The following is a 25,176-nucleotide window of genomic DNA, read 5'->3' as shown; positions in this document are numbered from 1 at the left end:
ACCTAAAATTTAGGTTAAGTAGAGATTAACGAGGTACAACAAAAAAGAAACAAAAAAATAACATCCACTTAAGCGATAAATTGCAAAGATATATTTTTTTATTTTGACTATAGTCCTATCATTAAACTTTGAATTTTTGTGACGAGAATCACAAAAAAATACTTAAAACTTGCCATTTGATTACTATGAAACTTTCTAATTTTCGCCAAAAAGCACTTGTTATTTTTTTACTTAATCTCACAGGATTAATTATTTTTCTCTCTTGGTATCTTCCTGCACAGCATGGAATATGGCTATCAATTGATACCCATATTTTTTATTTTTTTAATCAGCACCTGTTACCTGATAGTTTTTTTGCGACTTTTGTTGCTTATATCAATAACAGAAAGTTTGATTTAGTTATTTTATTGGCAATGGGCGCACTTTATTACCATACATTTCGTAAGAAAGATTATAGGGGCAAACGCCATCTTATAATTGTAGGATTAGTGATGGTAATTAGTGCCGTACTCATCAATCAAATTGGACAAAATATTCCAATTGAAAGACCTAGTCCGACACTTCATTTTGAAAATGTACATAGGGTAGGTATTGTGACCGGTATTCCGACAAAAGATTCCTCAGGTGACAGCTTTCCTGGTGATCACGGCTTAATGCTACTTATCTTTTGTAGCTTTATATTACGTTATCTGTCGTTTCGCTCTTTTTTATGCGCACTTCTTATTACCGTTGTATTCTCACTACCGCGTGTTATGGCGGGAGCACACTGGGCATCTGATATCTTAGTAGGCTCTGTTTCTTTAACGTTAATCGCCACAAGTTGGTTATTAATAACACCATTATCTGATGCTATTATTAGGAAACTGGAAAAGACCCTTCCTTTTAAAAATAAAAAAGAAAACTCACCTAATTAATTAAAAGAGAATAAGTGTGATATTTACACTTATTCTTTTGGTCATTTTTTTGACAATTAAATGATATTATTATGACAAAATGAGATCTATTTTAAGTATTAGCACTTTATTATCTAATGTTTTGTAAATTAAGCCTCTTTTCTCTCGCCATTTAACGTCTCTTTCTGTACACTTTTCTGGTTTCCTCATTATTTATTGTTTAATGTGGATATTTACGTGCTTTAGAGCACGTTTTTCGCGAAATAGGGTTGCCAGAGTTAAATTACACTATATTCTCTGGTTATTTAGTGAATAATTCATGTGCGCTTCTGCACGTAAGGATGTAAGGGAAATCTGTCACAATGAGAACAAAACCGTATATGAGAATGCTTAAGCTCATACCGGCGTTCATTGTTGTAGCTACGCTATCGGCCTGTAGCTCACAGAACGCAAATTCACGCTTAGCGAATTCAAACACAACCCCACTTAATACATCATCAAGCACTTCTATTTCCCAAGCATCTCAAGATGAATTTGAATCATTGGTGAAGAATCTCGATATAAAATCTAAGATACTTGACCAATATGCAGACTGGAAAGGGGTCGCTTATCGTTTAGGCGGAGAGACCAAAAAAGGCATCGACTGCTCTGCTTTTGTACAAAGAACTTTCCTTGAACAATTCGGTGTAGAACTACCTCGCTCAACCTCAGACCAACAGTTCTCTGGCACTCAGGTTAATAAATCAAAATTACAAGCAGGAGATTTAGTTCTATTTAAAACAGGTCGCACTATGCGCCATGTTGGTATTTACATTGGAAATGACAAATTTGTACACGCATCCACCAGCAATGGCGTGACAGTGTCAGAAATGTCTAATGTCTACTGGAATAAGCGTTTCTATGCGGCAAGACGTGTTATCGAAAATAATGATGCGACTCTTGCTGACAACAACCTTTCAAAAAGTGTATTAAGATAATTCATTCCCTTATATCTTATTGCAAATAAAAAGCCTCATTATTTGATAATGAGGCTTTTTTAGTGTTTTTTATATTATAAATCAAATAATTATCACGTTGGTTTATAACAATGAGTAATGTTATAAATAAGAGTACGCTGTAGGAAATGGTTCAGCAATGGCCACGCCTGCATTTTTTAAGCAACATAACGCAGCGCATTCATCATCACTACATAAGAAAAGGCATGGTACGCCATCCCATTCAATCACAACGCTATCAATATGGAGATTACTCAGATACTGACGCAAATTCTGTATTGCTTCGTCCAGTGTCATACCATCGTGACTTAATAATTTTAAGCCAATCAGTGTATTTTGCTTTCCAGCCTCATTTTCAGGCAGTATCTCTACTCTTGTGCCTGCAAAGCCTGCTAGCCACCGATAACTCAGCGGCAGCTTATGGACTACCGAAAGTTGTACATTATCCACAAATCAATCCTGTTTCATCAACACGTTAATTTAATACATCATCAATACGAGTTTGAACTGACTTGCTCACACGTCATATTAGAACCTGCCAATTATAAAACATAATTATTACAATTATTTTACAACAAAAGCAAAGAGACGTATCAAACTATTTATTTAGCTTAGTGTTTGTACGCTTTCATTTCTATGATGATTATTCTCTTCAATTATTCTTTCATTTGTTTAACATTTTATCAACTATATAAAATAATTGTATAAATATTACGTATTCAAGTAAAACAATTCATCCATTTTTATCACTATGATTCATATCAACAAAACAATAATAGATGATTATTAAAATAAATTTCACTTAATTTAACAAAATAACAACATCAAGTATTGATTCAAATCAAAAAAGCGTACTAATTTGAAGCGATTCAAGCAATACAGCAGAGGAAAATATGGTTTTTCTAGGGGGGAAAAAGGGGGAGAAAGAGAGGCACGCTATAAATTCCTGTGATTTATAGCGTGATATTCTTATTTGTAGCGACGCGCAAGTAAAATAAAGCCCATTGCAAACAGGACACAAAAAGCCATGGCGCTGACCATTGGCCATTCTGATTTTGCTGGGAACATAGCAATAGCTGTTCCAACTAAAGCTCCAACACCAAAACGCACGGTTCCTGCTAAAGAGGAAACCGTTCCTGCCATATGAGGATAATCATCAAGAATAACAGCCATCGCATTTGATGTGATCATCGCGATCCCCCCCACATACATCGCCACTCCCACAACGAGATAATAGAAATGTAAATTAAGAGCAACAACTAGCAATAGAAAGATCCCCATAACGCATTGAATGGTTAGGCCTAGGCGCAACATCTTCAACGCACCAAATCGACGAACATATCGCCCATTTATACTTGTCATAACAATTAAAAAGATAATATTAAAACCAAAATACAAGCCAAACTGATCGAATGGAATGCCGTGTAGTTCAATATAAACGAAAGGCCCTGCACTGAGGAATGAGAACATACCAGCAAAAGAAAAACCTGATGCCAAAATATAACAAAGAACACGACGTGTTCTAAACAAGCTAATAAATTGGCTAAATGTCACTCTTAGGCTAAAGCGCTGACGACGATCTTTGGGCAAGGTTTCAGGAATATAAAATGCAATTAATGCACCTGCAATCACCGCAGCTATCGCAATACTCCAAAAAATAGCATGCCATGAAAACCAATTCATCACCCAAGCACCCAGCAATGGTGCTAATAAAGGTGCAATCGTCATCACTAATGCAACAAAAGACATACTTCTAGAGAAATCATCTCTAGAGAACATATCTCTCATTAATGCATTAATAACCACACTCGCAGCAGCTGCCGCAAAGCCATGAAGAAAACGCATGCCAATTAGCATATCTATAGATTCAGATAATGCACATGCACTAGAGGCAAAAGCAAAAACAATCACACCGCCCAAAATGACTGGCTTACGTCCCAAACTATCCGCCATAGGACCATAAACTAATTGCCCAATAGCAAAACCAAAAATATAGATACTTAATGTCATTTGCACTTTACCACTAGGCACACCAAAATCTTGTGCAATAGTGGGTAAACTTGGCAAATACATATCTATAGCCAATGGCATAAGCATGGAAATAAGTCCCAATATTAAAATGAGACTAAGGTACGACGAACGTTGCTGTTGCACGCAGATAAACTCCCAAAAACGTCAGGATAAATAATAATTATTGAGGTAGGTGAATGCTGTTGATCTCTTCTTCTGTTAGTGGACGGTATTCGCCCTCAGCTAAAGTTTCATCTAATGTTATATCCCCAATACGCTCACGATGTAATGCACTGACGTGATTACCCACGGCAGCAAACATACGTTTTACTTGATGGTATTTACCTTCACTAATAGTGAGTTTCACTTCTGTAGGTGTAATAATTTCTAATTTGGCGGGTTTAGTCAGATCTTTTTCACCATTTAGCTGCACACCTTTTTGGAACTGTTCAGCAACACCTTCAGCTATTGGCTCTTCTAGTGTAACGTGATACGTTTTTTCACAATGATGTTTTGGCGCCGTAATACGATGTGACCACTGACCATTGTCAGTCAATAAGACAAGCCCTGTTGTATCAATATCTAAACGCCCTGCAGCATGTAATTTATATGCCAGGGGTTCATCAATAAAATAAAGGATGGTTGGATTAACTGGGTCATCTGTTGAACAGACATAACCGATGGGCTTATTTAACATAAAATAACGTGGCCCTAAAATCTGGGTTAACACATTACCGTTATAAGCCACTTTTTGTTCTGGTGTTATTTTGGTCGAACCGCTTTTCACCATTTCACCATCAATTGTTACAAGCCCTGCTCTTAATTCACGAAGGATCAAGCTACGGCTAATCCCCAATTGCTGGGATAAAAATTTATCTAATCGCATGAATTTCTCTGAAAAATGGAAGAATACCATCTGATATGAGGTATCTATTAAAAATGAATATTAACAATAAAACAACTAATTAATTTATAAATAAACTATCACATTCTTTACTTATCAAGTTCCACTCGCCTTATTCGCGCTATCTCTAAAAAAATGCTACGCTGATTGCTCTGTTTGATTTCTTATGTAGAGTTATGGCATTTACACTCAGACCTTACCAACTTGACGCCGTTAACGCGACGATCTCTTATTTTCGTCAACACAGCACACCCGCAGTGATAGTCTTACCCACAGGTGCAGGAAAAAGTTTAGTTATCGCTGAACTAGCCAAAAAAGCGCGAGGGCGTGTCTTAGTCTTGGCACACGTAAAAGAATTAGTCGAACAGAACCATAACAAATATGAGGCTTATGGTCTATCTGCGGGTATTTATGCTGCAGGCTTACAACAAAAAGAGAGTAGTGGAAAAGTTATCTTTGGTAGCGTGCAATCTGTTGCGCGTAATTTATCACAGTTTAATGATAGTTTTTCGCTACTTATTATCGATGAATGTCATCGTATAAGCTTGTCTAAAGATAGCCAATATCAGCAAGTTATTAAACAATTGCAATTCGTTAATCCGAATTTACGCATCCTAGGATTAACTGCAACACCTTATCGTTTGCCTACGGGTTGGATTTATCAATACCATTATCACGGGATGATTAGAGGCGATGAAGACTGTTTTTTCCGTGATTGTATTTATGAATTGCCTTTACGCTATATGATAAGCAATCATTTTTTAGTTCCACCAATTCGATTAGATATGCCTATTTTGCAATATGACTTTAGCCAAGTCCGAACTAGCCAAAATGGGATATTTAATGAAGAAGATCTTAATCGTGAAATAAAAAAGCAAAAGCGTATTACCCCCCACATTGTTTCACAGATTATTGAATATGCAAAAAATTGCCGTGGTACAATGATATTTGCAGCCACAGTTGAACATGCAAAAGAAATTCTTTCTCTTTTACCTCAAGATGAAGCGGCATTAGTGAGCGCGGATACGCCTTCTCATGAACGAGACACGCTGATTTCTCGTTTTAAACAGCAACAATTGCGTTATATGGTCAATGTTGCGGTACTAACAACAGGCTTTGATGCACCTCATGTTGATTTAATTGCCATTTTACGCCCAACAGAATCCGTCAGTTTATATCAACAAATTGTAGGGCGTGGATTAAGATTATTTGCAGGAAAAACCGAATGTCTGATTTTGGATTATGCAGGCAATCCTCATGATCTTTATCTTCCTGAGGTCGGTACTAAAAAACCTAACCCAAAAAGTAAGCCTGTACAAGTATTCTGCCCTGTTTGCCAATTTGCTAATACTTTTTGGGGAATTGTGGATACTGATGGCGATATTATTGAACACTATGGTCGACGTTGCCAAGGTTGGGAACTTAATGAACATGGACAAAAACAGCAATGTGAGTTCCGCTTTCGCTTTAAATTATGCCCTCATTGTAATGAAGAAAATGATATTGCGGCGCGTCGTTGTGTTCACTGTGATGAAATATTAGTTGATCCTGATGATATGCTTAAAGCCGCATTAAAGCTAAAAGGAGCGCTTGTTTTGCGCTGTGGTGGCATGCAATTTCAATCAGGCAATGATACTAAAGGAGAATGGATAGATATCAATTATTACGATGAAGAAGGCACGTCAGTATCAGAGCGCTTTCACTTAACTACCCCAGCCCAACGTAAAGTCTTTGAGTTAAAATTTCTACGAGAACATCAACGCGCCCCTGGTGTTCCTTTTGTTTGGCACAATGCTAACGATGTTATTAAGCAGTTCGATTTATTACGTCATCCTGATTTTATTGTCGCCCATAAAAGTAAAAAAGCGCATTTTTGGAAGATAAGAAATAAAATTTTTGACTATACAGGACGCTATCGAAAAGCAGATACATTGTATTAATCTGGATTTATATTTGCTGTTAGTGGACTTTTTCGTTAAAATGCGCCCCGCTTTATCTATTTTTAGATAAACCAAATCTCGAGCTTGTTGCTGGGTCGCCTGTAACAAGTATGTATTTTCTTTCTTTTTCATAAGAGAAAAAAGATGTTAACTATTAATGCAACTGTACGTAAAGAGCAGGGTAAGGGTGCGAGCCGCCGCCTGCGTGTGGCTAACCGTTTTCCTGCTATCGTTTATGGCGGAAATGAAGAGCCAATCGCTATCGATTTAGATCACAACGAAGTAATCAACCAAGAACACAAATCTGAATTCTATTCTGATTTCGTAAACCTGGTAATCGATGGTAAAGAAACTAAAGTTAAAGTTAAAGCAGTGCAACGTCACGAGTATAAGCCAAAAATTACTCATATTGACTTCCTGCGCGCTTAATAAGCCACCCTTCGAGCTTTATTTTTCGGGACGCCGAGCATGTAACGCCACTTAATGTGGCGTTATTTGTTTTTACTACTGAATTATTTTTCTGATGCTCTACGCTGTAATTGTTCACGCAAATTAGGTGGAGTACCTTTAATAGTGAGTGTATCTGTTGCGGGATCCCAGAATATTCTTTCACCCAATAATTTCGCATCAAAATTAACGGTTAATCCACCGCCACTACCAGAATATTTCATTAATTGACGTAAAGTACTACGATCAGCAGGGAAAGTTTCAGCTAATTCATAGCCCTTCTCTTCGGTAAATTGTGCAAAGTTTTGATCCCCCAAAGACGGTAATTCTTCAGCAAGCTGAGTTAAGGCAATTTCTTCGCCAGACTGTAATTGCTCATTGCAGTAGCTATATACTTGCTCACGACAAGTTTGACGTTCTTGCTTGTCCATTTCGGAAGCTTCACAAAAATCATCAACAGCTTGTAATAAACCTTTATTTTGAACTTTAGCGTTTAAACCTTCTTGAGCACCTAAAAAGTCCATAAAAAAGTCAGAAACTTTGCGACCTACTCGACCTTTTAGAAATGTTAAATAACGCAGAGAATCTGGCGCTGTTTCCCATTCAGTTAAATCGATACGAGCAATAATATCTGCATGAGGAATATCTAAATAACGTGTTGAAGAAACATCAAGGCTGTCATTTACCCACATACTATTACAGCTACTCAGTACAGCAATTAAAAGATAATCCACCGCTAAATAACGATAATGACAAAAGAGAACTGTTCCCCCTTCTGCGAAAGGATATTTTGCTAATTCATCCTTTAATCTCACCGTTGCTGCACGCGAAAAACCTAAAAAGTTTTCTTCACCTTTACGCTGTAAACGCAATGCTTGTGCTAATTCACTTTCTTCATTAAACAGACCATAAGCTTTGTTTTTTGCACTGTAAACACGATGCAATTCTTCAATCATTTCCTGAACAACAGGTTCAATGTCTAATACTGAATCACGTAACACAACTTCTAATGTCTGCTCATCTCGCTTGATAAGCTGATGTAAGACTAACTGACTAATATCTAGACTCATGGTCGTCCTCTTTATTCCTTCACTTTCGCATGCGCGTATTCAAACACTCCCCACTTTCAGTATCAAGGGAAAATTAATTAATTTAATAGCGGAAAAAGACCCAGTAATACGGTAATATATAGCGTTTTATTCATTTAGTAGGAATTCTGATTTTATGCCACAAAAATCCCGTTATAGTGATGAACAAGTTGAGCAGTTATTAGCAGAACTTGTCAGCGTTCTTGAAAAACATCATACTCCTACAGACCTTTCTTTGATGGTGTTGGGGAACATGGTGACAAACTTAATTAATACAAGTATTGCTCCTGCTCAACGAATGCTGATTGCTGATTCTTTTGTTCACGCATTGCGTGCTTCAATTGATGAAGGCAATATTCACTAATAAACATAGAAAAATTATTTATAGACATGGTAACGAAACCTCAGTCCTATCGTGAAAAAGTATCCCAAATGATCAGTTGGGGGCACTGGTTTGCGCTATTTAATATTATTCTAAGCTTATTACTTGGAAGCCGTTACCTGTTTATTTCAGATTGGCCTGCAACTTTCGCGGGTCGCTTTTACGCTATCGTAAGTTGGATGGGGCACTTTAGTTTTATTGTTTTCGCTATCTATATCCTTGTCCTTTTTCCGCTTACCTTCGTGGTCGTATCTCAACGGCTACTTAGAGTGATCTCCTGTACTCTCGCCAGTGCTGGACTCACCATTCTTATCTTTGATATGGCAGTTTACCAGCAATTTCAGCTTCATCTAACTCAGCTCGTTTGGGATTTAGTCATTAATCCAGATGAAGGTGAAATGGCACGTGAATGGCAACTTATTTTTATTGGTATTCCTATTATCTTTCTTATTGAGATGCTTTTTGCGACATGGAGTTGGCAAAAATTACGTAGTTTAAATCGTCAGCGATGGGGTAAGCCATTGGCTGGCATTTTTATTACTTGCTTTGTCTTATCTCACTCTATGTCAATTTGGGCTGATGCTAATTTTTATCGTCCAATTACGATGCAACGCGCTAATTTACCCTTATCCTATCCGATGACTGCGCGTAAATTCCTTGAGCGCCATGGTTTTATTAATCAATCAGAATATGAGCAACGTCTAATCAGTGAAGGTAACCCTGCGGCACAAAGTATTACCTACCCGCTTGCACCATTAGTTTATGCAAAAGAGACTTACTCTTATAATTTACTAGTCGTTGTTGTTGATGGTTTAGGTAATGAGGAGGTCCCTGAATTACCAAGCTTGCAACAGTTCGCACAAAATAATCTCGATTTTACACATCATTATTCATCAGGCATTAATAATGATACAGCATTATTTGGTCTATTTTATGGCATCTCACCTTCTTATTTAGATAGTGTATTAAGTAGCAGAAAAAATTCAGCACTATTTGATGCCTTAAATTACCGAAATTACCAACTAGCAATGTTCTCAACAAATGGCTTTCAAACACCATTATTTAAACAAGCCGTACTATCCGATTTCTCTACTCCAACATCACGCAGTGGTAACAATGATGCCACTATCGATAGTTGGCGTAATTGGCTAATAAAAAACAACCAAACAACACCTTGGTTCTCTTTCTTACAAATTGATGGACATACTAATAAAGCGTCCCAAAAAATTACATTAAATCAGCAATTAGAGCGCATTTTTAATACGTTGCAAGAAACCAAAGTGCTTGATAATACTGTCGTGGTTATCACATCTAGCTATCATCAAGACGGTGATAAAAAACAAAATAATCAATGGCTTTCTGATAAAACCACATTTAACCTAAACCAATCACAAGTGCCTCTAATAATACACTGGCCGAACATGAAGCCACAGTCGATTGATAAAATGACTAGTCATCAAGATATCATGACAACCTTAATGCAGCATGTTTTACGTGTTATTAGCCCAGCTGATAACTATTCACAAGGTGAAGATTTATTTGCAAGCACCCGTAATCATCCATGGATTTTCACCGGCGATGACGAAGCATTTGTGGTCTTTTTACAAGATAACACCTTGCTGATAGATAAACATGGCCGGTATGCTTTATTTGATAAGTCAGGAAAAGAAATTAGTGCAGCAAAACCTGATTTAAAATTATTACTACAAGTTCTTGCCGAACAAAAACGCTTTATTGAACGCTGAAGCTAGTAATAAAGTATAAAATTACGCCACTTAATTCGCAAAGGGTTGCTTTAGCGGTCAAAAACAGTAATATACATGACACAAACGGCATGTAGCGCAGCCTGGTAGCGCACCGTCATGGGGTGTCGGGGGTCGTAGGTTCAAATCCTATCATGCCGACCAAAATTCTTTAGAAAAACCAACCAGTTATGGTTGGTTTTTTTATGTCTAAAATTTGCTTGGTGTAAAACTGGTGTAAAACTCCCATCGTATTTACCCTAGTTAAAGCTCAATTCTCGCCCTGTTTCTATGCTATAATTCACCTCAAATTCATTAATAGAGCTTATCAAATGAAAAATCTAGCTGAGCTAACTCAGGAAGAAAAAGACAAGATTAACGTTGATCTATCTGCAAGTGGTGTCGCATATAAAGAACGTCTCAATATGCCAGTTGTTGCATCCGAAGTTGAAAGACAGCAACCAGCACATTTGAGAGCGTACTTTAATGAACAGTTAGCGTTTTATCGTGAGAGAAGTCAGAAGTTGCCAGATGGGAATTCTGTGCAGTATTTGAAAACGAAGTGATTATATTAATAAGATTGTTAATTTATTGTGTTAGTTTATGGCTCTCAGCAATTAAAGATTTTAATTCACTTTCATCAAATTTGGATGCTAAATCAATAGAAATCCAATGCTCCTTATTCATATGATAGGCAGGATAAACTCCTTTTTTAATCGCAATGATCCCGTTAAATTTGGCATAACTTTTAAATTAATGATATCAACTCTATTATTACCACTATTACCTGATAATTTATTTTCTAAAATATCAATTATAACAGCGAACCATTTCAAATTGCTCTTATGTCTAAAAACGATGTAATTGGGTATTTAATCCATAAATGCTCAGGTTCTACATTATAGTTTGCTTTAATGTAATCAATTAATTATTTCCTATTCATTATCGCCTCAAATCGATAAACTCTCTAAACATCAATAAGAAAATACACCTAAATCTTATATAGATAATCTTAAAACAATCAACAATGACATATAATTTTCATAACTTACAGATAAAAATGGCCACTGAGTGGCCAATAAAATAACGATTTCTAACAAATCAGAAATTTCCTTTACTGCGTTGCTGCTCAATATAAATATTCTGATTAGCCTTAATACTATTTAATGTACTATCTGCATATGGATCTTCTTTATGTTTTCTATTTTCTTGAGACTCAATCGACCCCGTTGATGAACAAGCAGAAATAAAAAAAACACAAAAAAGTATAAGTAAACGCATATCTACTCCAAGTCATATTTTCAATTAATAGCGAAAATTTAGAGTGAAAATAAGTAATTTAGTTCATCAATTAGTTACCTTCATTTTTACGCTTGCTCTCAATATGATTGTATAAAAAATGATATATCATTAGCCACATAAAAAAGCAGGTATAATAATTAAATTATTTATGTTCTATATTGGTGACAATGCCAGTAAGTCAAATGCTGACGTTCATGATTCCAATTTGTTGGATCAAAAAAACTGTAGACGCATGGGCTATGGTAAGAAAAGCTCGCTTGGTAACAAAATAAAGTACATATGATAGCTATGTTGAAATACTTGGATTGATGGATTTAACATGATTCTTTGCAATAAACCAAATATTATTATAACAAATTATATTTTTTTAATGAGAGTAACGCTCATCCATAAAAATTAGTTTAATCTCCTAAATTTGATTTATTGTATCATCGATGAATAAGACCACTGAAAAAGCCATTACAATACTTTTAATAAAGCGTCAAAAAAATATAAATAAAAATCAAGAGAAGTTGATGATTGCATATTATTGAACAAAAAACGATGATTATTACATTCACCTAATATAAATAACTCAAATGAAAATCTCAAACCTTTATGATGAAATTATTAAGTAGTTAATATTGAAAAGTTCATAATCATTTTAATTTTTACTGCACTATTATTTTTCAGCATAGCAAAATTCATTAATTACACAATCATCAATTTATTTTTAAATATCCATAAATTTAAATAATCTATACTTTTATTAAAGTGACTTTATATTACTTACTTATTATTATTTAAAGTTCATTAGTTTTTTAAAATAAAATCCTTTTTTAGTTTTTGGAAACTTATTTCCATTATATATCTTTCGCTCATAATCTCGTCCGGCATAGTGATCATCTCCATAGAATTGACCATATAATGCAGTTTTAGGACAGATCTCATCAGAAAAAAATCTATGTTTATTATCCATTTCAATTTTCCTTATTTACTTTTAATTGATTAGAAACCTCTTAAAATAAACCTCTATAAGTCGGTCATTAATTTATAATATATATAAATTAGCTAACACCATACTACTTCTATAAAAATAGATCCAATTTTGTGCTTGTTTTTATTGAAAGCCCAAAAATAAAAAAATTAAAATAGAATATTCACTAAAAAGACCTTATTAGACAAAATAAAAAAAAGGTGTATGATATAAATATCGCACATCTTATTTTATAATAATTTATTTATTATCTATCTTTTTATTCGCAATTCCAAACGGGATATGTACAGAAGGAAGTTCAGATGAGGATTTTAAATGTAATTTTTGATCGTCAAAGAATATATGTGGTTTTAAAATTCTTAATACATTCGCTTTCTCAACTCCCCCCATAAAAAAAGCTTCATTAACAGAAATACCCCATGCTCTCATCGTATTAATAACACGTTTATGAGATGGTGCATTTCGTGCAGTAACAATAGATATCTTAAGTAATGGAACATAACTAGGATCTTGTTTTACTTTTTCTAATTCTAGTTTTTGAATATCTGAAATACGTAGTAAGAATTTCTTTAATGGTCCAGGGTTATGAGGTGTATCAACCATCTTAGCTTCATGAAGATGAAATTGTGATAAATTTCCTGATGCTTTGTAAATAGTCTCAGCTTCATCATCAGCAATTACACCATCAAAGTCAAAAGCAATTCTTAATTCATCCTCATTATCATCATTAATATGACCTGCTAATATTTGTCCTGCAGGATAATTAGCTTTTATTGCCTGAATAACATCATCATGATCTGCTGATAAAAATAATTCTATATCAAAAGCTGGAATATAAATATGGGGTGATTTTCCTTGAAGAAATACAGCCCTGGTGATCCCTAGTTCATAATATTCAATAGAATTCATCACTCTTAATCCAGTATCAGGATCATTTCTAGATAATAAAATAACTTCAACCAGAGGGTCGTCAATTCTAATATTATTTAGCTTTAAAAGCCGACTGATAAATGGAAATGCAACACCTTTATTTAGTGGAATATCTTGCATTTCTCGTTGATATTTTCGGTAAGCTTCCTCGCCTTCAGTACGAAATATATTGTCTGACTCTTCTAAATCAAACAACGCACTAGAGGATAGCCCTATGACTAATCTTTTTGTTAAATCATATGCCATAGCGTCAATTCCTAATTAAAGATCTTTATCGTTTATATTATCATTTTTTTAATAAAACAGAGATAAAAAAATCTACACATAAAGTATGAATAAGAGACTGTTATAGTCATTACTAAGAATTTATCTCTAATTTTACTCTATAAATCACAAATACTATTGATTATCATTTTCATTTGTTTATCATTACTATGATTACAAAAATCATCAAAGGTAAGGAGAAAACCCATGGTTCAGAAAACTATACATTTACGCTCTCGACACGTTAAGGATTTAATCAATAAAATAAAAAAAATGAAAAGCGTTGAAAATACCATAAATACCAAATTAGAAAAAAGTGATCTTATTGTTATTATTGATAAATTACCCACATTGGTTTCTATCAGGTAGGTTATTTTGTTGACATTTAGTGTGAATAAATAATGACCACAATCTTAGTGTGGTTGACATATTAAATGATAATGATTATCTTTTAACTTGTGGATAATTGAGTTCTTTACTTAGTTTTTCACAATGACATTGCTCACATTGCTTCTAGTATTTATTGACCAACTCTCCTAGCGTTGGTCTTTTTTTAGCTGTTATAAAATTTCTATTCAACCTAAAAAAATTTTGGCAACTACATTCAATAGAATAAACAATCAATTACGTGATAATACTCTATTTTTATATTGCGTATATATAAAGGATAATAAAATTAATATAAAGCTGAGATAGCGAGTAGCTAGACTACGAACTCTCATTGATTCTAAATAAGTCATAATTATTGTTTAATTTTAATCTAATAGTAAATACGTATATTGTTATTTTAATAAACGGAATAATTATTAGAACATTCAACTAAATGTATATAATCTTTATAGTTAAATGTGTATTAGTTTTCTTCATATGACTAAATTTAAAAATTTAAAATCAAGGTAAAACAAGACATTATAAGAACTCAAATGATTATTTTCTCTTTAGAGAATTACTCCACTTTTTGCTTATCTTTATTATTTTTTTAAAGTTTGTTACAGATTGATATCTCTTTTTCCCTTACTATAGTTTTAGTATTTCATCACTGATAGATATTTAATTTTCCCCGCCTAGTGCGGGGATTTTTTTTATCTCAATAATACACTTTAATCCTGATACCGTTTCTTTCAAACTAAACATGCTCTGACTTTCTTTTCTTATAGCAAAGATAACACCTTATCATATTGAAAAATAACAACAATATAAAAAATATAAATTAAAAAAGGCCATTAATTTTATGGCCTTGTTGTCAAAACTCTACTCAATGTCTATTTATAAGCTTCAAATGTAATAACTTCTGTTTCGTTATTCGGTTCACATAAATACTGATAATCACCAGAGATTGTTATTTTACCAAAACCAATAGATTTAAGTATGCGTTTAAACTCATACACACCAAACCATTTCAATGTGAACACTTCCCATTCACTTTCAATTATTTTGCCATTTCTCCATTTATCATAACGGTGGTGTGATACTGTTAGTTGATTAATGTAATCTATTTCGGCATTCACTATCTGTAAAGTAATTAAATCCCCTTCAGACGTTTCAAATTGTCGGCTAGAACTTTGACCTTTAGCAAAAGTATGTGCCAAACTAATATCAATAAGTAAACGTCCGCCAGAATTCAATGCGTTATAACATTGTCGAAGGGCTTGTAGTGCTTTATCTTCACTATTTAACAATAAGAAAGTCCCTGTTGGAATAATTATTGCGTCAACAGGTGTCTCAACATGAAATGTCATCAAATTATCTTTAGTAACTTTATCTTGAGAAAACCCATTACTTTTTAGATTTTCCATGCAGAAAGAGAGCATCTCATCTGAGAGATCAAATCCTTCTATATTAAACCCAGCTTTCAATAAAGGGATCAAGATTCTCCCAGTTCCTACCGCAGGCTCTAGGATCTTACCATTAACACCTTTAAGACGTTCTTGATAGTATTCTACATCGCCGAAACTACACCCTATAGGTTTATCTATTTGGTAAACTTGGGCTGATAGTGAATGATAACTCTGCATAAACATTCTACTCTCTTACTTTAATGATTTATTCTATTGATGATAAAGTGATTATTTAATATATCAACACTCCATTAAATTAAAAAGATGTCGAATAAAGATGTATTTTTTCTTTGGAAGCGATTTCATCAAAATATATTGATAAATTTCTTGTCATCCTGAAATAGCTTAATTTATTAATTTTTTATTTTAACAACAAAATGTATCATTGAAAAATTAAGTAATATGACTAATGTAAAATAAGATTAACTTGTTAATAAAAACAAGTTTAAACTTATCAAACCAATATAATTCAATAAATTAGATAAACTGCTTCTAATGTCAATTATTGTTCTATTATTAACCCTCTCAAAAAATCATTCATAAATATTTAAGTAGAAGCTAATTGTATAATTAACTCGGTTGAATATATTTTTAAAACAAATTGCTGGAATAGTGTTGAAATGGAAGAAGTAGAACATTAAATTGAACTTAATGAAATATTTAATACCAAATTAGGTGAAAATAAAGGTTCAATGAAGATAAATCGGATTAGGGATAATTTAGCAATAATGGATATATTATATAATTAAGATTAACGGCTTTTATAACTCTATATTTTATAAACATTAATCTCTAAACATTTTAGAAATAATAGTAAATAATGAGTATATATTTTTTTGAACAATAGTATTTATTACTATATTTATATAAATGGTATATTTCTACTATGATCATAATATATTAAGCAGGTATAATTGATTTATATCTGCTGGCTCTGTTCTTTTTTCCTTGCCATTCTTTCCTTTTTTCATTTCTCATTTCAACATTTTCTTAATCCATATAAACGTAAGGGTTGACAATGTAATTGATAATGATTATCTTTTAGATTGTAAATAGTTGAGTATTTCACTCAACTTTTTGCAACGACATTGCTCACATTGCTTCCAGTATTTACTGTGACCAACACATAATGTGTTGGTCTTTTTTTTGTTTGCCTACAGAAATAGCCTTAATGGTAAAAACTCGCTTCACCTGAAGGTCGGGTTTTAAATCGTCTATGAGCCCATAAATATTGTTCTGGCGCCCTCATGATTTCTGTTTCAATCAACTTATTCATTCTATCTGTATCATTTTGAATGTTCTCGCTAGGATAATCAGTCAGTTCTTTGCCAATAATCAAACTATATTGCTTACCTGTCTTATTTTCATTTCTAACTAACGTGACAGTCAAAGAAGGCGCTCCTGACAATTTGGCTAATATTGCGACTCCTTTTGAGGTTGATGTTTTTTCGACACAAAAGAAAGGTGAAAAAGTGGTTCCTTTCAAACCGAAATCCTGGTCAGGAGCAAACCAAATTGCTTTTCCTTTTTTTAACTCCATAACCATAAATTTTAAATTACGTCGATCAATCATCCCCTTATCAGAGCGACATCTCGCTTTAGTTTGAATGTACTCCATCGCCTTATTATTATGTGGCCTATACATTGCATTAACTGGGAAGCAAAGCCCCATAATACGTCCACCCAATTCTAACGACATAGAATGTATGCCGATTAATAAAATACCTGCGTTTTTCTCATTAGCATCTGTAAAATTGGATATACCTTGTACTTCAAAGAGATTTTTTAATCGACGATCACTCCAAAACCAAGCCATTCCTGTTTCAAATAATGCAACACCAAGTGAAGATAAGTTATCCATGACAAGTTTATTTATTTCATGTTGATTTTTATCAGGAAAACATAACTCTAAATTTCTCTTTATTATAGAAACTCTTCTTTTTACAAAAAAACGAGATAATAACCCTAAACGTTTACCCAAGAAAAGTAACCATGAATAAGGTAATTGAACTAATAGAAAAAGAATAAAAACACCAAACCAAGTTAAAAAATACTTTGGGTGTAATAGATGCAATGAAAAAAAATTTTTAGCGTACACTAGTTTATCCTTTGAGAACTAAAAGCATTTAAGCCACATTGAATTAGACAGCATTTTTTTAAGATAAGTCATTAAATATTAATTTTATTTTTTGTTCTTTAAATTATTTTTTATGATTTATCTGATATCTTTCTATTCTAATGAAAATTTCTTCTTTCTTTTCATTGAGAAAGCAATATCTTGCTATCTTTATTTCAGCATTATAAGATTTTTATTATTATTTAAATTATTTTTTTTGCTAATAAAGTAAATTATTAAAGAATTTTTGTTTAATAATTAAAATTATTTATTCTAAATATTTACATAACTTTAATAATATTATTTTAATCAACATTATCAGATAAATACTAAAACGAATAATACCTTTCATTAATACAAAAAAACCTCACCAAAGTGAGGTTTTTGTATTGGTCTTTCCAGTACTGATACTGCGTTAAGCAATATGTACCGTAATAATGACTCAATATTACAGAGCGATTACGTTCGCTGCTGCAGGGCCTTTAGCGCCATTTTCAATAGAAAATGAAACTTCTTGGCCTTCTTTCAGTGACTTGAAGCTTTCACTTTGGATCGCTGAAAAGTGTACGAATACGTCTTTGCTACCGTCTTTAGGAGTGATAAAACCGAAGCCTTTATCATCGTTAAACCATTTTACTGTACCAGTCATTGTATTAGACATAAGATTTCCTTTAATTAATTATTTTGCCATAAGGCAGTGTTTGCGGTTTGATTTCGGATTTTTACTTATGGTCACTATTTGAAGGAATTCGCAACGAAGAGGTATCAGGGATAACGCTAAACGGTGAACTACTTAAAACTGCACTAACATAAATAGGTCTGTACTTCCAAACCAGTGGCGCTATTAAGTCATATAATTCAGTTTATAGCAAATTATTTTCAAATTTATTTAAAAAAAAATGTTAAAACACTAACTTGAAACAAATTTATAATATAAGAATAATTATCCATTCAACCAAAAACCTTATTTAAATATAAATTATTTAATAAAATTGAAATAAATCGACAAAATATACTTTAAAACAGCAGATACTGTTATTTTTTAAATAAACAGTATCTACTCTATCAATAATGTAGTACTTCGTTTTAATCAACTAATCCGAAGAAAATATCTTCCGTTTTTGTCCACAGAAGTGCCCCCCCTTCTTCTGGCCATAAATATCGTTGTGCATTAGGAAAACGTTGAAGCAATAATGTCCCAAAATCAGGAGAATGAACGGTACTCGTATCTTTCATACCATACCATAATGTGGTTGGCGTTCTGATATCTTCAGGTGAAAAGCCCCATGGCTGCATAGCGATAAGCAGATCTTGAGTATATCCTTCGTTTCCTTGTTTAAAAGCTTCTGTCATACATTCTTGATAAACAGGAAGAAAATTCGCTGATTGATAGACAGCTAAATCAACAGCTGCACTGTAATTTAGAATAAAGTTCATCAACCAATTTGCCGATATATTTTTCTTAATCCAATCGGCTAATGCATCGGGTGCATTCACAGCCTGTTGTTGCATATTAACAACGTCTTCTGTGAGCTGATTTCGAGTATCAGGATAATCAAATTGATCTTGTCCTGCGACAATGACTAATTTATCAACATGGCAATAAACACAAAGTGCCATAGCAAATACAGCCCCTTGAGAAAATCCAACTACATTAAGATTTTTGAGATTAAGATGTTCAAATAAAAATAAAATATCTTGAGAAAAAGATTTTAACGTTTTATGAGGATCAAACGTTGAATCACCTAATCCAGGGCGAGTTGGGGTAATTAATCGGATATTAAGCTTATTTAGGCATTCGACATCCACACCTAATACACCACTCATACCCGCCCCCGTACAAAATAACACAGGTTTACCTTGTTCTGGGCCAGATTCATACCACGTTAAAATTCTATTATCAGGCAATAATACATTATATTTTCTTGAGTTTTTAACTTTCATTAGATTTTGTCTTTTATTAATTTTTTGATGACATGACACTCATCATACTAAATAGCGATGTGTCTTTTTCTAAGTTTAGTTTTTTAAAACTAATATGAGACTAGCTAAGGACAAGATTTCATATAAACTCACGATAAATATTGTTAGTAGTATTAAAAATAAAAACGTCTAGTTTTTGATGTTGCTTTTAGACACTATAACTAAATTATGCCTATTCGTTAAGTATCTATTATCACTGTTCACTACAATGAAAATCACAATATAGCGATGCGATTAAATCTATTTTTATGGACTAAAAGTTATGATAACTTCGCTATTACCTTCAGTTTTTTTGTAAACACTATGGTTCAATTTAATGTGTTTTCTTGCCCATTTATTCCATTAAAATATACAGGTGATCCTTTTTTTGATGTAGAAAGCACCCCACATTGATAACAAGATTAAGTAACATCATTCGCTTTGAACATTAAATTTTCACTGTTCTTTTATCGACAATAATCATTTAAAACAGCCATTACTTTAATATAACCAACACTTACTTAATTCTTATTAGCCGTCATATTTTCTAAAAGAATAGCCACATATTCTACTTTTTATTAGTAATGAGCGGAGATATGTATTTAACCGTTATAACAAAATATTTAGCCATCATAATATGACTCTATTTATAACTCATCTAATTTTATATGGTATTTATTTTTAATATAAACGTACTTTAAACCATTATACAGAAATCTTTTTCTCTTTTTTTATTATATTTACTTATTCTTTTTCTTAAAATAAAAAAGGAGAAATAAATCCCCTCTTTTATTTTCTAATTTTTAAATATTATTACGATAACTACGTTATTTTACTAATTCACATGTGCGACCTTTATCTTCAGCAACACGTCCATTAACTGCATCATCTTCTGAAATGGTAGCGAGGTTAAATTCATCTTTTCCTTTTCCCCATATTTGAAAATTCTCGCCAACATAACGAGCACCGCTTGCTGCAACAGCTTCTTTTAGCACAATAATTTCATCACTATAGTACATAACAGCAAGCTGTTCATTAGGGAAAGAAACTCTAATCTTCTGACCTTCACAATTATAAGTATCCGTTTTAACTGCTAAAGCAGGAGCTGTTATTAACGAAGACACTAAAGCAATAGCAGAAATAGAAAATAACTTATTCATTTATATCTCCTAAAATAACCAATTGAGTTTACTAATATAATAAAGATAGACCTTTTATTTTAAAGAAGAAATAGGATACCTCCTCATTTTATTAAAAAGATTCAATCTTATTTGAATAAAACCTTAATCCCAATAAAAATTATCAATCATTGATTAATGATTTCAATGGTCATTTTTTATTTAAACCCCATTTTTATTCAAATAAATTGGAATACATAACTTTACATTAATATCAGCCTATTTTACTTTATTCAATGTCACTATCGCTATACGATATGCTATTATCCTAGCACCTATAAATTTATTGTAGTTCAATAAATTAAGTCGATCTAATTGAAAAATATCGATAGAGAAAAATAGTAGGAATATTCATGCTTCAAGAGAATGTAGTTAAAGATATCATTGTTTGGATCGAGCAAAATCTTGATTCACGCTTATCATTAGATATTATTGCTGAAAAATCAGGCTATACAAAGTGGCATTTTCAGCGTTTGTTTAAAGCATATACAGGAATATCTTTAGGAAAATACATACTCGCCCGACGTTTATCCTGCGGTGCTTACGCCTTACGAATAACGCGTTGTAGCCTATTAGATATTTCGTTGAAATATCGATTTGACTCTCAGCAAACATTTTGTCGAGCATTTAAAAAACAGTTTAATATCACGCCTTCCGAATACAGAAAAAAAACAGGTTGGGATATTAGCGAGCTTATTTTTCCAGCACTTGAAACTGTTGAACTTAACGCTAATTATGAAATTGTTACCTTCCCTTCTCTAAAATTAGCGAGTATGTCTCATCAGTATAACAAACCCATTTCAACGTGGAATTCAGACAAGAAAAAATTCAGAAAGGAATTTTGGCGTAAATTTTTGAAAGATATACACACAGTACCCACTGAATTATATGCAACACATAGAGCATCTGCGAGTACATTAGAAGATACAATGTACATTTACAGCACGGCTGTTGATAAAGAAAAACTATCAACGGCATCCAATATCTCAGCAATGTCACAATTAGAATTACCTAGTGGTAATTACTTGGCTATTACTTTTGATATGGATGATATTTTAGATTCATTAACGGGTTATGATGACATTATTTATACAGTATATACAAAAGTATTGCCCAAAATGAATTTACTGCGTAGGCCTGGCCCGGATATTGAACAATATACATTAAAAGAATCTGTAAGTTACGATAAATTACTTAATCAAAGCGAGAAATATTTAAAAAAAATTAGCTACTATATCCCTGTCATTTAATAATCTTTCATTGAAAAAGATCCCAAAAAAATTGGGATCTTTCGTGTATATTGTATTTAGAACAACATTTTTCTATTAGTCTTTTTTAGACTTATTAGCAAAGAAAATATTATCTTGAATATCTTTTGTTTTTAGCGTAAATAGTTCATTTGTTAAATTTTCGGTTAATTTTTCAGCACTCGCCATCACGCCTAAATTAAATTCATTAAGCATTTTATCCGCACTCATTTTATCCGTTTTAATCATAGCAAGATATTTGGCTTCCATTTCTTTTTGCTCTAATGCTGTTTTTTCCTCCCACTCTTGGTAAGCTTTTTTCACTATTGGCGCAAGCTTTGGATAGTCTGTCATTACTAATGTTTGTAATTTACGATATTTCCAATAAATAGAATCATTGTCCGCTTTATTTGTACCTATGCCATAATGTTGTGGGTAAGCTTTTAATCCACTGTAATACGGAACAAATGCAGTTAGATCTGCCATACCCAACCCTACATAAGTGACTTCACCTATTTCTTGAGGAAGCTCAGGGCGGACTTGCATAACATGTGCCTCGTAAGTTCTAAATACACTAATTGGGCGCCATGGCTCTTGACCATTTAATCCATTGGTATAAGGGTCGTGTTCTGTTCCTTCAAAGTGGTTACGTAGCATAGCTTTAGCTTCTTCAATAGAAACTTTTTTTTCTGGCGTTAATAAAGGGGCGAAATTACGTCCATCATCCACAGCTTGTTTTAATGATGGATTAAATTGTTGCTGAATGATCCAAACCCGTGGATCGTTATAGGTGCGATCCCGTTCATCATCACGGGTATACGCTTTAGAAAAATTAAATGTCCCCTCTTTTTCAGGATTATAAAGTCCTTTTTCAACCGCAAACTCCACTAAATTTTTAGAGCCTAAAACATCCTTACTGTTAATATCATAAGTTTGTAACCTGCCTTGGTTACCTGTCGCAAAATATTTATCTTTAGGTAACTTTTGTGCAATCCAATGATGTCCGGTTCCTGTTTCTAAATACCAAAGTTCGTTTTTATCAACAACGGCAACACCAAACCCTTCACCAGCACCTTGTGTTTCAATAATGCTACCTAGTACTTCAATCGCTTCACGAGCTGTTTTCGCTCTTGAAAGAAGCACGTCCGGAATATCATCTTCCGTTATCCCTGTGTCTTCAACATAGGGATCAAAAGAAAGTGCTTTAGGTGAAGCAAAAATCGATTCTGTACCGCTAACACCAACTCCTAACTCATTAAATCCTGTTGCACCGTGTAGCTGTGTTTTCCAATTAGGAACAGTGGTATAACGTAATGCATTTTCTGGTAATGGATAAGTAAAATTATTAGCGCCATTGTGTTCTTTTGTACTGTAATTTCCTGTTTGATTTGATTTAGCTGGATGAATAACAAAATGTTGTGCTTTTAATGCATCACTATCTGCACTACGAGCGATAATCAAAGAACCATCATTTGTTGCTTCACTTCCAGCTAACAAAGTGGTGCAGGCCAAAACAGAAGAAACCAATGCAAGGTTAATAGATAAGGCAATAATACTTTTTTTGAGTAAAGACATAAAAATCCTCATTTGCTTGTTATTTATAATTTGTTTATCAATTAAATATTTAAAAAAATAAAAATCTAGATAGATAACCCAAATTGGAATATTAACAATGAGAAAGTGTTCATTACCGTGATTTATATCTCAATGGACATTATATTTTGAAATAAAAATATTAACTAAATGCATCATATTAATATCAATAGGATTTATTAAAAGATATATTTTAAATATAAATAAAACAATGCACTTGTTATTAAGTGTTTTTATAAATGTAATCTAAATACTCATTTTTTATAAAAAACATTCTTAATATTAAATATAACAACAATACATTAAATCTGATAATGATCAGTGTTAATAAAAAAACATTAATTTTTTTCCTCATAACTATTATTTAATAATTATCTTATTAACGCTATAATCGTATATAAGATAAACAGACAAAAGTAAAAACACAATGGCAATGGATATAAAAAGAACCTCTTGGTCAGGAGGATGGGCTACGTTACGCGATCTTGAAATTATACAAACTGTGATCGATCATGGGAGTGTAACTAATGCCGCAGAGCGACTTGGCATATCTCAACCCGCAGTAAGTCAAACATTAAATCAGATAGAAAAGCGTTGTGGTAAAAAATTATTCATTCGTGAAAATAACAAGCTCGTGCCTAACTCTGATGCATTGTTGCTTTACGAAGAAATCACCAATATAGCGGACTCTTTCAACCGATTAAGTCATTTCCATCGTCAAGAAAAAAAACGAAGCTTACGTATTTTAGTTCCTCCAACGTTAGCCTATGGATTTATAAATCAAGTCACGGCTCTTTTTATCAAAAAATACCAAATTAATGTTCATTTAGAAATATCAAGGAGTGAACAACTACTATCTTTAATAGCAAAAGAGCAAGCTGATATCGCCATTACTGATAATATGACGATCAATAGCAATTATAATTTGACACAAATACCAATGAGAGAAACTCAAATTATTTGCGCAATTCCTAAAATGCATGATCTATGTACAAAAAAAACGATCACATCTGATGATTTACATGAGCAATCTTTTATTGCATTAGTAAAAAGCAATATTGGCCGTACTGTTATTGACAGAGTGCTCCATAAATCAAAATCTAGACCTAACATTATTGCTGAAGTCTCTGATCAAGAAACAGCAATGACATTTGTAAAAAATGGTTTAGGAATAAGTTTAATTAATTCATTTCCTATTATTGAAACAGAAGGTGTTATTTATAGAGAATTTACACCAACAATTATGAGTAATATCTGTTTCTTTACATCGAAAAAAATTGAGCATGAAACTCAACTCTATATTGAGTTCATCAAAGAGCATCAACCAAAAACCTCGTTACTTTCAACTCCCATTAAATAGTGAGTAATG

23 protein-coding genes and 1 tRNA gene are annotated in these 25,176 nt (G+C 32.9%); 10 read left to right on the top strand and 14 right to left on the bottom strand.

Annotation, left to right across the window (positions count from 1 at the left end; translation table 11 throughout):
- Positions 1-185: 185 nt before the first annotated feature.
- Positions 186-914, top strand: a complete 729-nt coding sequence (locus GWJ05_RS17915; protein WP_087803577.1) for a phosphatase PAP2 family protein — start codon at positions 186-188, stop codon at positions 912-914.
- Between the two features lie 341 nt (positions 915-1,255).
- Complete coding sequence (gene mepS / locus GWJ05_RS17910; RefSeq protein ID WP_036937826.1) at positions 1,256-1,870, top strand: bifunctional murein DD-endopeptidase/murein LD-carboxypeptidase; 615 nt, start codon at positions 1,256-1,258, stop codon at positions 1,868-1,870.
- Positions 1,871-1,990: 120 nt separating this feature from the next.
- On the opposite strand, the gene GWJ05_RS17905 is transcribed toward mepS, so the two are convergent.
- The 3 genes from GWJ05_RS17905 to rsuA form a co-directional block, all read right to left on the bottom strand.
- Positions 1,991-2,338 (bottom strand): YejG family protein, encoded by a 348-nt coding sequence (locus GWJ05_RS17905; RefSeq protein WP_036937827.1) that lies wholly within the window; start codon positions 2,336-2,338, stop codon positions 1,991-1,993.
- 519 nt (positions 2,339-2,857) lie between these two features.
- On the bottom strand, positions 2,858-4,042 hold the full coding sequence (locus GWJ05_RS17900; RefSeq protein WP_036937828.1) for a Bcr/CflA family multidrug efflux MFS transporter: 1,185 nt from the start codon (positions 4,040-4,042) through the stop codon (positions 2,858-2,860).
- Between the two features lie 37 nt (positions 4,043-4,079).
- Positions 4,080-4,784 (bottom strand): 16S rRNA pseudouridine(516) synthase RsuA, encoded by a 705-nt coding sequence (gene rsuA / locus GWJ05_RS17895; RefSeq protein WP_087803581.1) that lies wholly within the window; start codon positions 4,782-4,784, stop codon positions 4,080-4,082.
- 194 nt (positions 4,785-4,978) lie between these two features.
- Between rsuA and GWJ05_RS17890 the strand changes: the two genes are divergently transcribed.
- Together GWJ05_RS17890 and rplY are read left to right on the top strand one after the other, a co-directional pair.
- Positions 4,979-6,742: a DEAD/DEAH box helicase gene (locus GWJ05_RS17890; protein WP_036937832.1), complete on the top strand. Its 1,764-nt coding sequence runs from the start codon at positions 4,979-4,981 to the stop codon at positions 6,740-6,742.
- Positions 6,743-6,886: 144 nt separating this feature from the next.
- Positions 6,887-7,171, top strand: coding sequence for a 50S ribosomal protein L25 (rplY, locus tag GWJ05_RS17885; protein WP_006537318.1), 285 nt, complete (start codon positions 6,887-6,889; stop codon positions 7,169-7,171).
- An 83-nt stretch (positions 7,172-7,254) separates the two neighbouring features.
- Here the strand turns inward: rplY and yejK are convergent, their stop codons facing one another.
- A complete protein-coding gene (yejK, locus tag GWJ05_RS17880) occupies positions 7,255-8,259 on the bottom strand; it encodes a nucleoid-associated protein YejK (protein ID WP_036937835.1) in 1,005 nt (334 codons plus the stop codon).
- A gap of 154 nt (positions 8,260-8,413) precedes the next feature.
- Here yejK and GWJ05_RS17875 point away from each other — a divergent pair, with 154 nt between their 5' ends.
- The 4 genes from GWJ05_RS17875 to GWJ05_RS17860 all read left to right on the top strand — a co-directional run bounded on the left by GWJ05_RS17875 (position 8,414) and on the right by GWJ05_RS17860 (position 10,967).
- On the top strand, positions 8,414-8,641 hold the full coding sequence (locus tag GWJ05_RS17875; protein WP_004247042.1) for a YejL family protein: 228 nt from the start codon (positions 8,414-8,416) through the stop codon (positions 8,639-8,641).
- Between the two features lie 26 nt (positions 8,642-8,667).
- Positions 8,668-10,404, top strand: a complete 1,737-nt coding sequence (yejM, locus tag GWJ05_RS17870) for an LPS biosynthesis-modulating metalloenzyme YejM (protein WP_161681535.1) — start codon at positions 8,668-8,670, stop codon at positions 10,402-10,404.
- 85 nt (positions 10,405-10,489) lie between these two features.
- Positions 10,490-10,566 (top strand) — tRNA-Pro (locus GWJ05_RS17865).
- A gap of 167 nt (positions 10,567-10,733) precedes the next feature.
- A complete protein-coding gene (locus GWJ05_RS17860; RefSeq protein WP_036937950.1) occupies positions 10,734-10,967 on the top strand; it encodes a DNA polymerase III subunit theta in 234 nt (77 codons plus the stop codon).
- Between the two features lie 22 nt (positions 10,968-10,989).
- Here GWJ05_RS17860 and GWJ05_RS18635 read toward each other — a convergent pair whose 3' ends face one another.
- The 9 genes from GWJ05_RS18635 to GWJ05_RS17815 all read right to left on the bottom strand — a co-directional run bounded on the left by GWJ05_RS18635 (position 10,990) and on the right by GWJ05_RS17815 (position 20,949).
- Positions 10,990-11,088: a hypothetical protein gene (locus tag GWJ05_RS18635; protein WP_232798949.1), complete on the bottom strand. Its 99-nt coding sequence runs from the start codon at positions 11,086-11,088 to the stop codon at positions 10,990-10,992.
- Between the two features lie 414 nt (positions 11,089-11,502).
- Positions 11,503-11,682 (bottom strand): hypothetical protein, encoded by a 180-nt coding sequence (locus GWJ05_RS17850; RefSeq protein ID WP_036937952.1) that lies wholly within the window; start codon positions 11,680-11,682, stop codon positions 11,503-11,505.
- 799 nt (positions 11,683-12,481) lie between these two features.
- The gene (locus tag GWJ05_RS17845; protein WP_036937955.1) at positions 12,482-12,661 is read right to left on the bottom strand and encodes a hypothetical protein; all 180 of its coding nucleotides are present in this window, start codon (positions 12,659-12,661) and stop codon (positions 12,482-12,484) included.
- A 258-nt stretch (positions 12,662-12,919) separates the two neighbouring features.
- Positions 12,920-13,855: a 5'-nucleotidase gene (locus tag GWJ05_RS17840; protein WP_036937957.1), complete on the bottom strand. Its 936-nt coding sequence runs from the start codon at positions 13,853-13,855 to the stop codon at positions 12,920-12,922.
- Positions 13,856-15,135: 1,280 nt separating this feature from the next.
- Positions 15,136-15,894, bottom strand: coding sequence for a class I SAM-dependent methyltransferase (locus GWJ05_RS17835; RefSeq protein ID WP_224215450.1), 759 nt, complete (start codon positions 15,892-15,894; stop codon positions 15,136-15,138).
- A gap of 985 nt (positions 15,895-16,879) precedes the next feature.
- A complete protein-coding gene (gene lpxL, locus GWJ05_RS17830; protein WP_036937959.1) occupies positions 16,880-17,809 on the bottom strand; it encodes an LpxL/LpxP family Kdo(2)-lipid IV(A) lauroyl/palmitoleoyl acyltransferase in 930 nt (309 codons plus the stop codon).
- A gap of 466 nt (positions 17,810-18,275) precedes the next feature.
- Positions 18,276-18,488, bottom strand: coding sequence for a transcription antiterminator/RNA stability regulator CspE (gene cspE, locus GWJ05_RS17825; protein WP_036937961.1), 213 nt, complete (start codon positions 18,486-18,488; stop codon positions 18,276-18,278).
- Between the two features lie 425 nt (positions 18,489-18,913).
- The gene (locus GWJ05_RS17820; protein ID WP_036937964.1) at positions 18,914-19,771 is read right to left on the bottom strand and encodes an alpha/beta fold hydrolase; all 858 of its coding nucleotides are present in this window, start codon (positions 19,769-19,771) and stop codon (positions 18,914-18,916) included.
- An 845-nt stretch (positions 19,772-20,616) separates the two neighbouring features.
- On the bottom strand, positions 20,617-20,949 hold the full coding sequence (locus GWJ05_RS17815; protein ID WP_161681534.1) for an MliC family protein: 333 nt from the start codon (positions 20,947-20,949) through the stop codon (positions 20,617-20,619).
- Positions 20,950-21,320: 371 nt separating this feature from the next.
- Between GWJ05_RS17815 and GWJ05_RS17810 the strand changes: the two genes are divergently transcribed.
- A complete protein-coding gene (locus GWJ05_RS17810; RefSeq protein ID WP_036937970.1) occupies positions 21,321-22,217 on the top strand; it encodes an AraC family transcriptional regulator in 897 nt (298 codons plus the stop codon).
- Between the two features lie 75 nt (positions 22,218-22,292).
- On the opposite strand, the gene GWJ05_RS17805 is transcribed toward GWJ05_RS17810, so the two are convergent.
- On the bottom strand, positions 22,293-23,789 hold the full coding sequence (locus GWJ05_RS17805) for a C69 family dipeptidase (RefSeq protein WP_036937973.1): 1,497 nt from the start codon (positions 23,787-23,789) through the stop codon (positions 22,293-22,295).
- Between the two features lie 445 nt (positions 23,790-24,234).
- Between GWJ05_RS17805 and GWJ05_RS17800 the strand changes: the two genes are divergently transcribed.
- Positions 24,235-25,167, top strand: coding sequence for a LysR family transcriptional regulator (locus tag GWJ05_RS17800; RefSeq protein WP_036937975.1), 933 nt, complete (start codon positions 24,235-24,237; stop codon positions 25,165-25,167).
- The last annotated feature ends 9 nt before the right edge of the window (positions 25,168-25,176 follow it).

The organism is Proteus sp. G2626 (assembly GCF_009915985.1).
GTDB lineage: Bacteria > Pseudomonadota > Gammaproteobacteria > Enterobacterales > Enterobacteriaceae > Proteus > Proteus vulgaris.
Note: the sequence above shows the minus strand (reverse complement) of the source record. Positions and strands in the feature narration are given on the sequence as shown.

Excerpts from the sequence above, each read along its gene's own strand:
- GWJ05_RS17915 (WP_087803577.1), top strand. The coding sequence starts at position 186 with ATGAAACTTTCTAATTTTCGCCAAAAAGCACTTGTTATTTTTTTACTT.
- mepS (WP_036937826.1), top strand. The coding sequence starts at position 1,256 with ATGAGAACAAAACCGTATATGAGAATGCTTAAGCTCATACCGGCGTTC.
- rsuA (WP_087803581.1), bottom strand. The coding sequence starts at position 4,784 with ATGCGATTAGATAAATTTTTATCCCAGCAATTGGGGATTAGCCGTAGC.
- GWJ05_RS17890 (WP_036937832.1), top strand. The coding sequence starts at position 4,979 with ATGGCATTTACACTCAGACCTTACCAACTTGACGCCGTTAACGCGACG.
- rplY (WP_006537318.1), top strand. The coding sequence starts at position 6,887 with ATGTTAACTATTAATGCAACTGTACGTAAAGAGCAGGGTAAGGGTGCG.
- yejK (WP_036937835.1), bottom strand. The coding sequence starts at position 8,259 with ATGAGTCTAGATATTAGTCAGTTAGTCTTACATCAGCTTATCAAGCGA.
- GWJ05_RS17875 (WP_004247042.1), top strand. The coding sequence starts at position 8,414 with ATGCCACAAAAATCCCGTTATAGTGATGAACAAGTTGAGCAGTTATTA.
- yejM (WP_161681535.1), top strand. The coding sequence starts at position 8,668 with ATGGTAACGAAACCTCAGTCCTATCGTGAAAAAGTATCCCAAATGATC.
- GWJ05_RS17860 (WP_036937950.1), top strand. The coding sequence starts at position 10,734 with ATGAAAAATCTAGCTGAGCTAACTCAGGAAGAAAAAGACAAGATTAAC.
- GWJ05_RS18635 (WP_232798949.1), bottom strand. The coding sequence starts at position 11,088 with ATGAATAAGGAGCATTGGATTTCTATTGATTTAGCATCCAAATTTGAT.
- GWJ05_RS17850 (WP_036937952.1), bottom strand. The coding sequence starts at position 11,682 with ATGCGTTTACTTATACTTTTTTGTGTTTTTTTTATTTCTGCTTGTTCA.
- GWJ05_RS17845 (WP_036937955.1), bottom strand. The coding sequence starts at position 12,661 with ATGGATAATAAACATAGATTTTTTTCTGATGAGATCTGTCCTAAAACT.
- GWJ05_RS17840 (WP_036937957.1), bottom strand. The coding sequence starts at position 13,855 with ATGGCATATGATTTAACAAAAAGATTAGTCATAGGGCTATCCTCTAGT.
- GWJ05_RS17835 (WP_224215450.1), bottom strand. The coding sequence starts at position 15,894 with ATGTTTATGCAGAGTTATCATTCACTATCAGCCCAAGTTTACCAAATA.
- cspE (WP_036937961.1), bottom strand. The coding sequence starts at position 18,488 with ATGTCTAATACAATGACTGGTACAGTAAAATGGTTTAACGATGATAAA.
- GWJ05_RS17820 (WP_036937964.1), bottom strand. The coding sequence starts at position 19,771 with ATGAAAGTTAAAAACTCAAGAAAATATAATGTATTATTGCCTGATAAT.
- GWJ05_RS17815 (WP_161681534.1), bottom strand. The coding sequence starts at position 20,949 with ATGAATAAGTTATTTTCTATTTCTGCTATTGCTTTAGTGTCTTCGTTA.
- GWJ05_RS17810 (WP_036937970.1), top strand. The coding sequence starts at position 21,321 with ATGCTTCAAGAGAATGTAGTTAAAGATATCATTGTTTGGATCGAGCAA.
- GWJ05_RS17805 (WP_036937973.1), bottom strand. The coding sequence starts at position 23,789 with ATGTCTTTACTCAAAAAAAGTATTATTGCCTTATCTATTAACCTTGCA.
- GWJ05_RS17800 (WP_036937975.1), top strand. The coding sequence starts at position 24,235 with ATGGCAATGGATATAAAAAGAACCTCTTGGTCAGGAGGATGGGCTACG.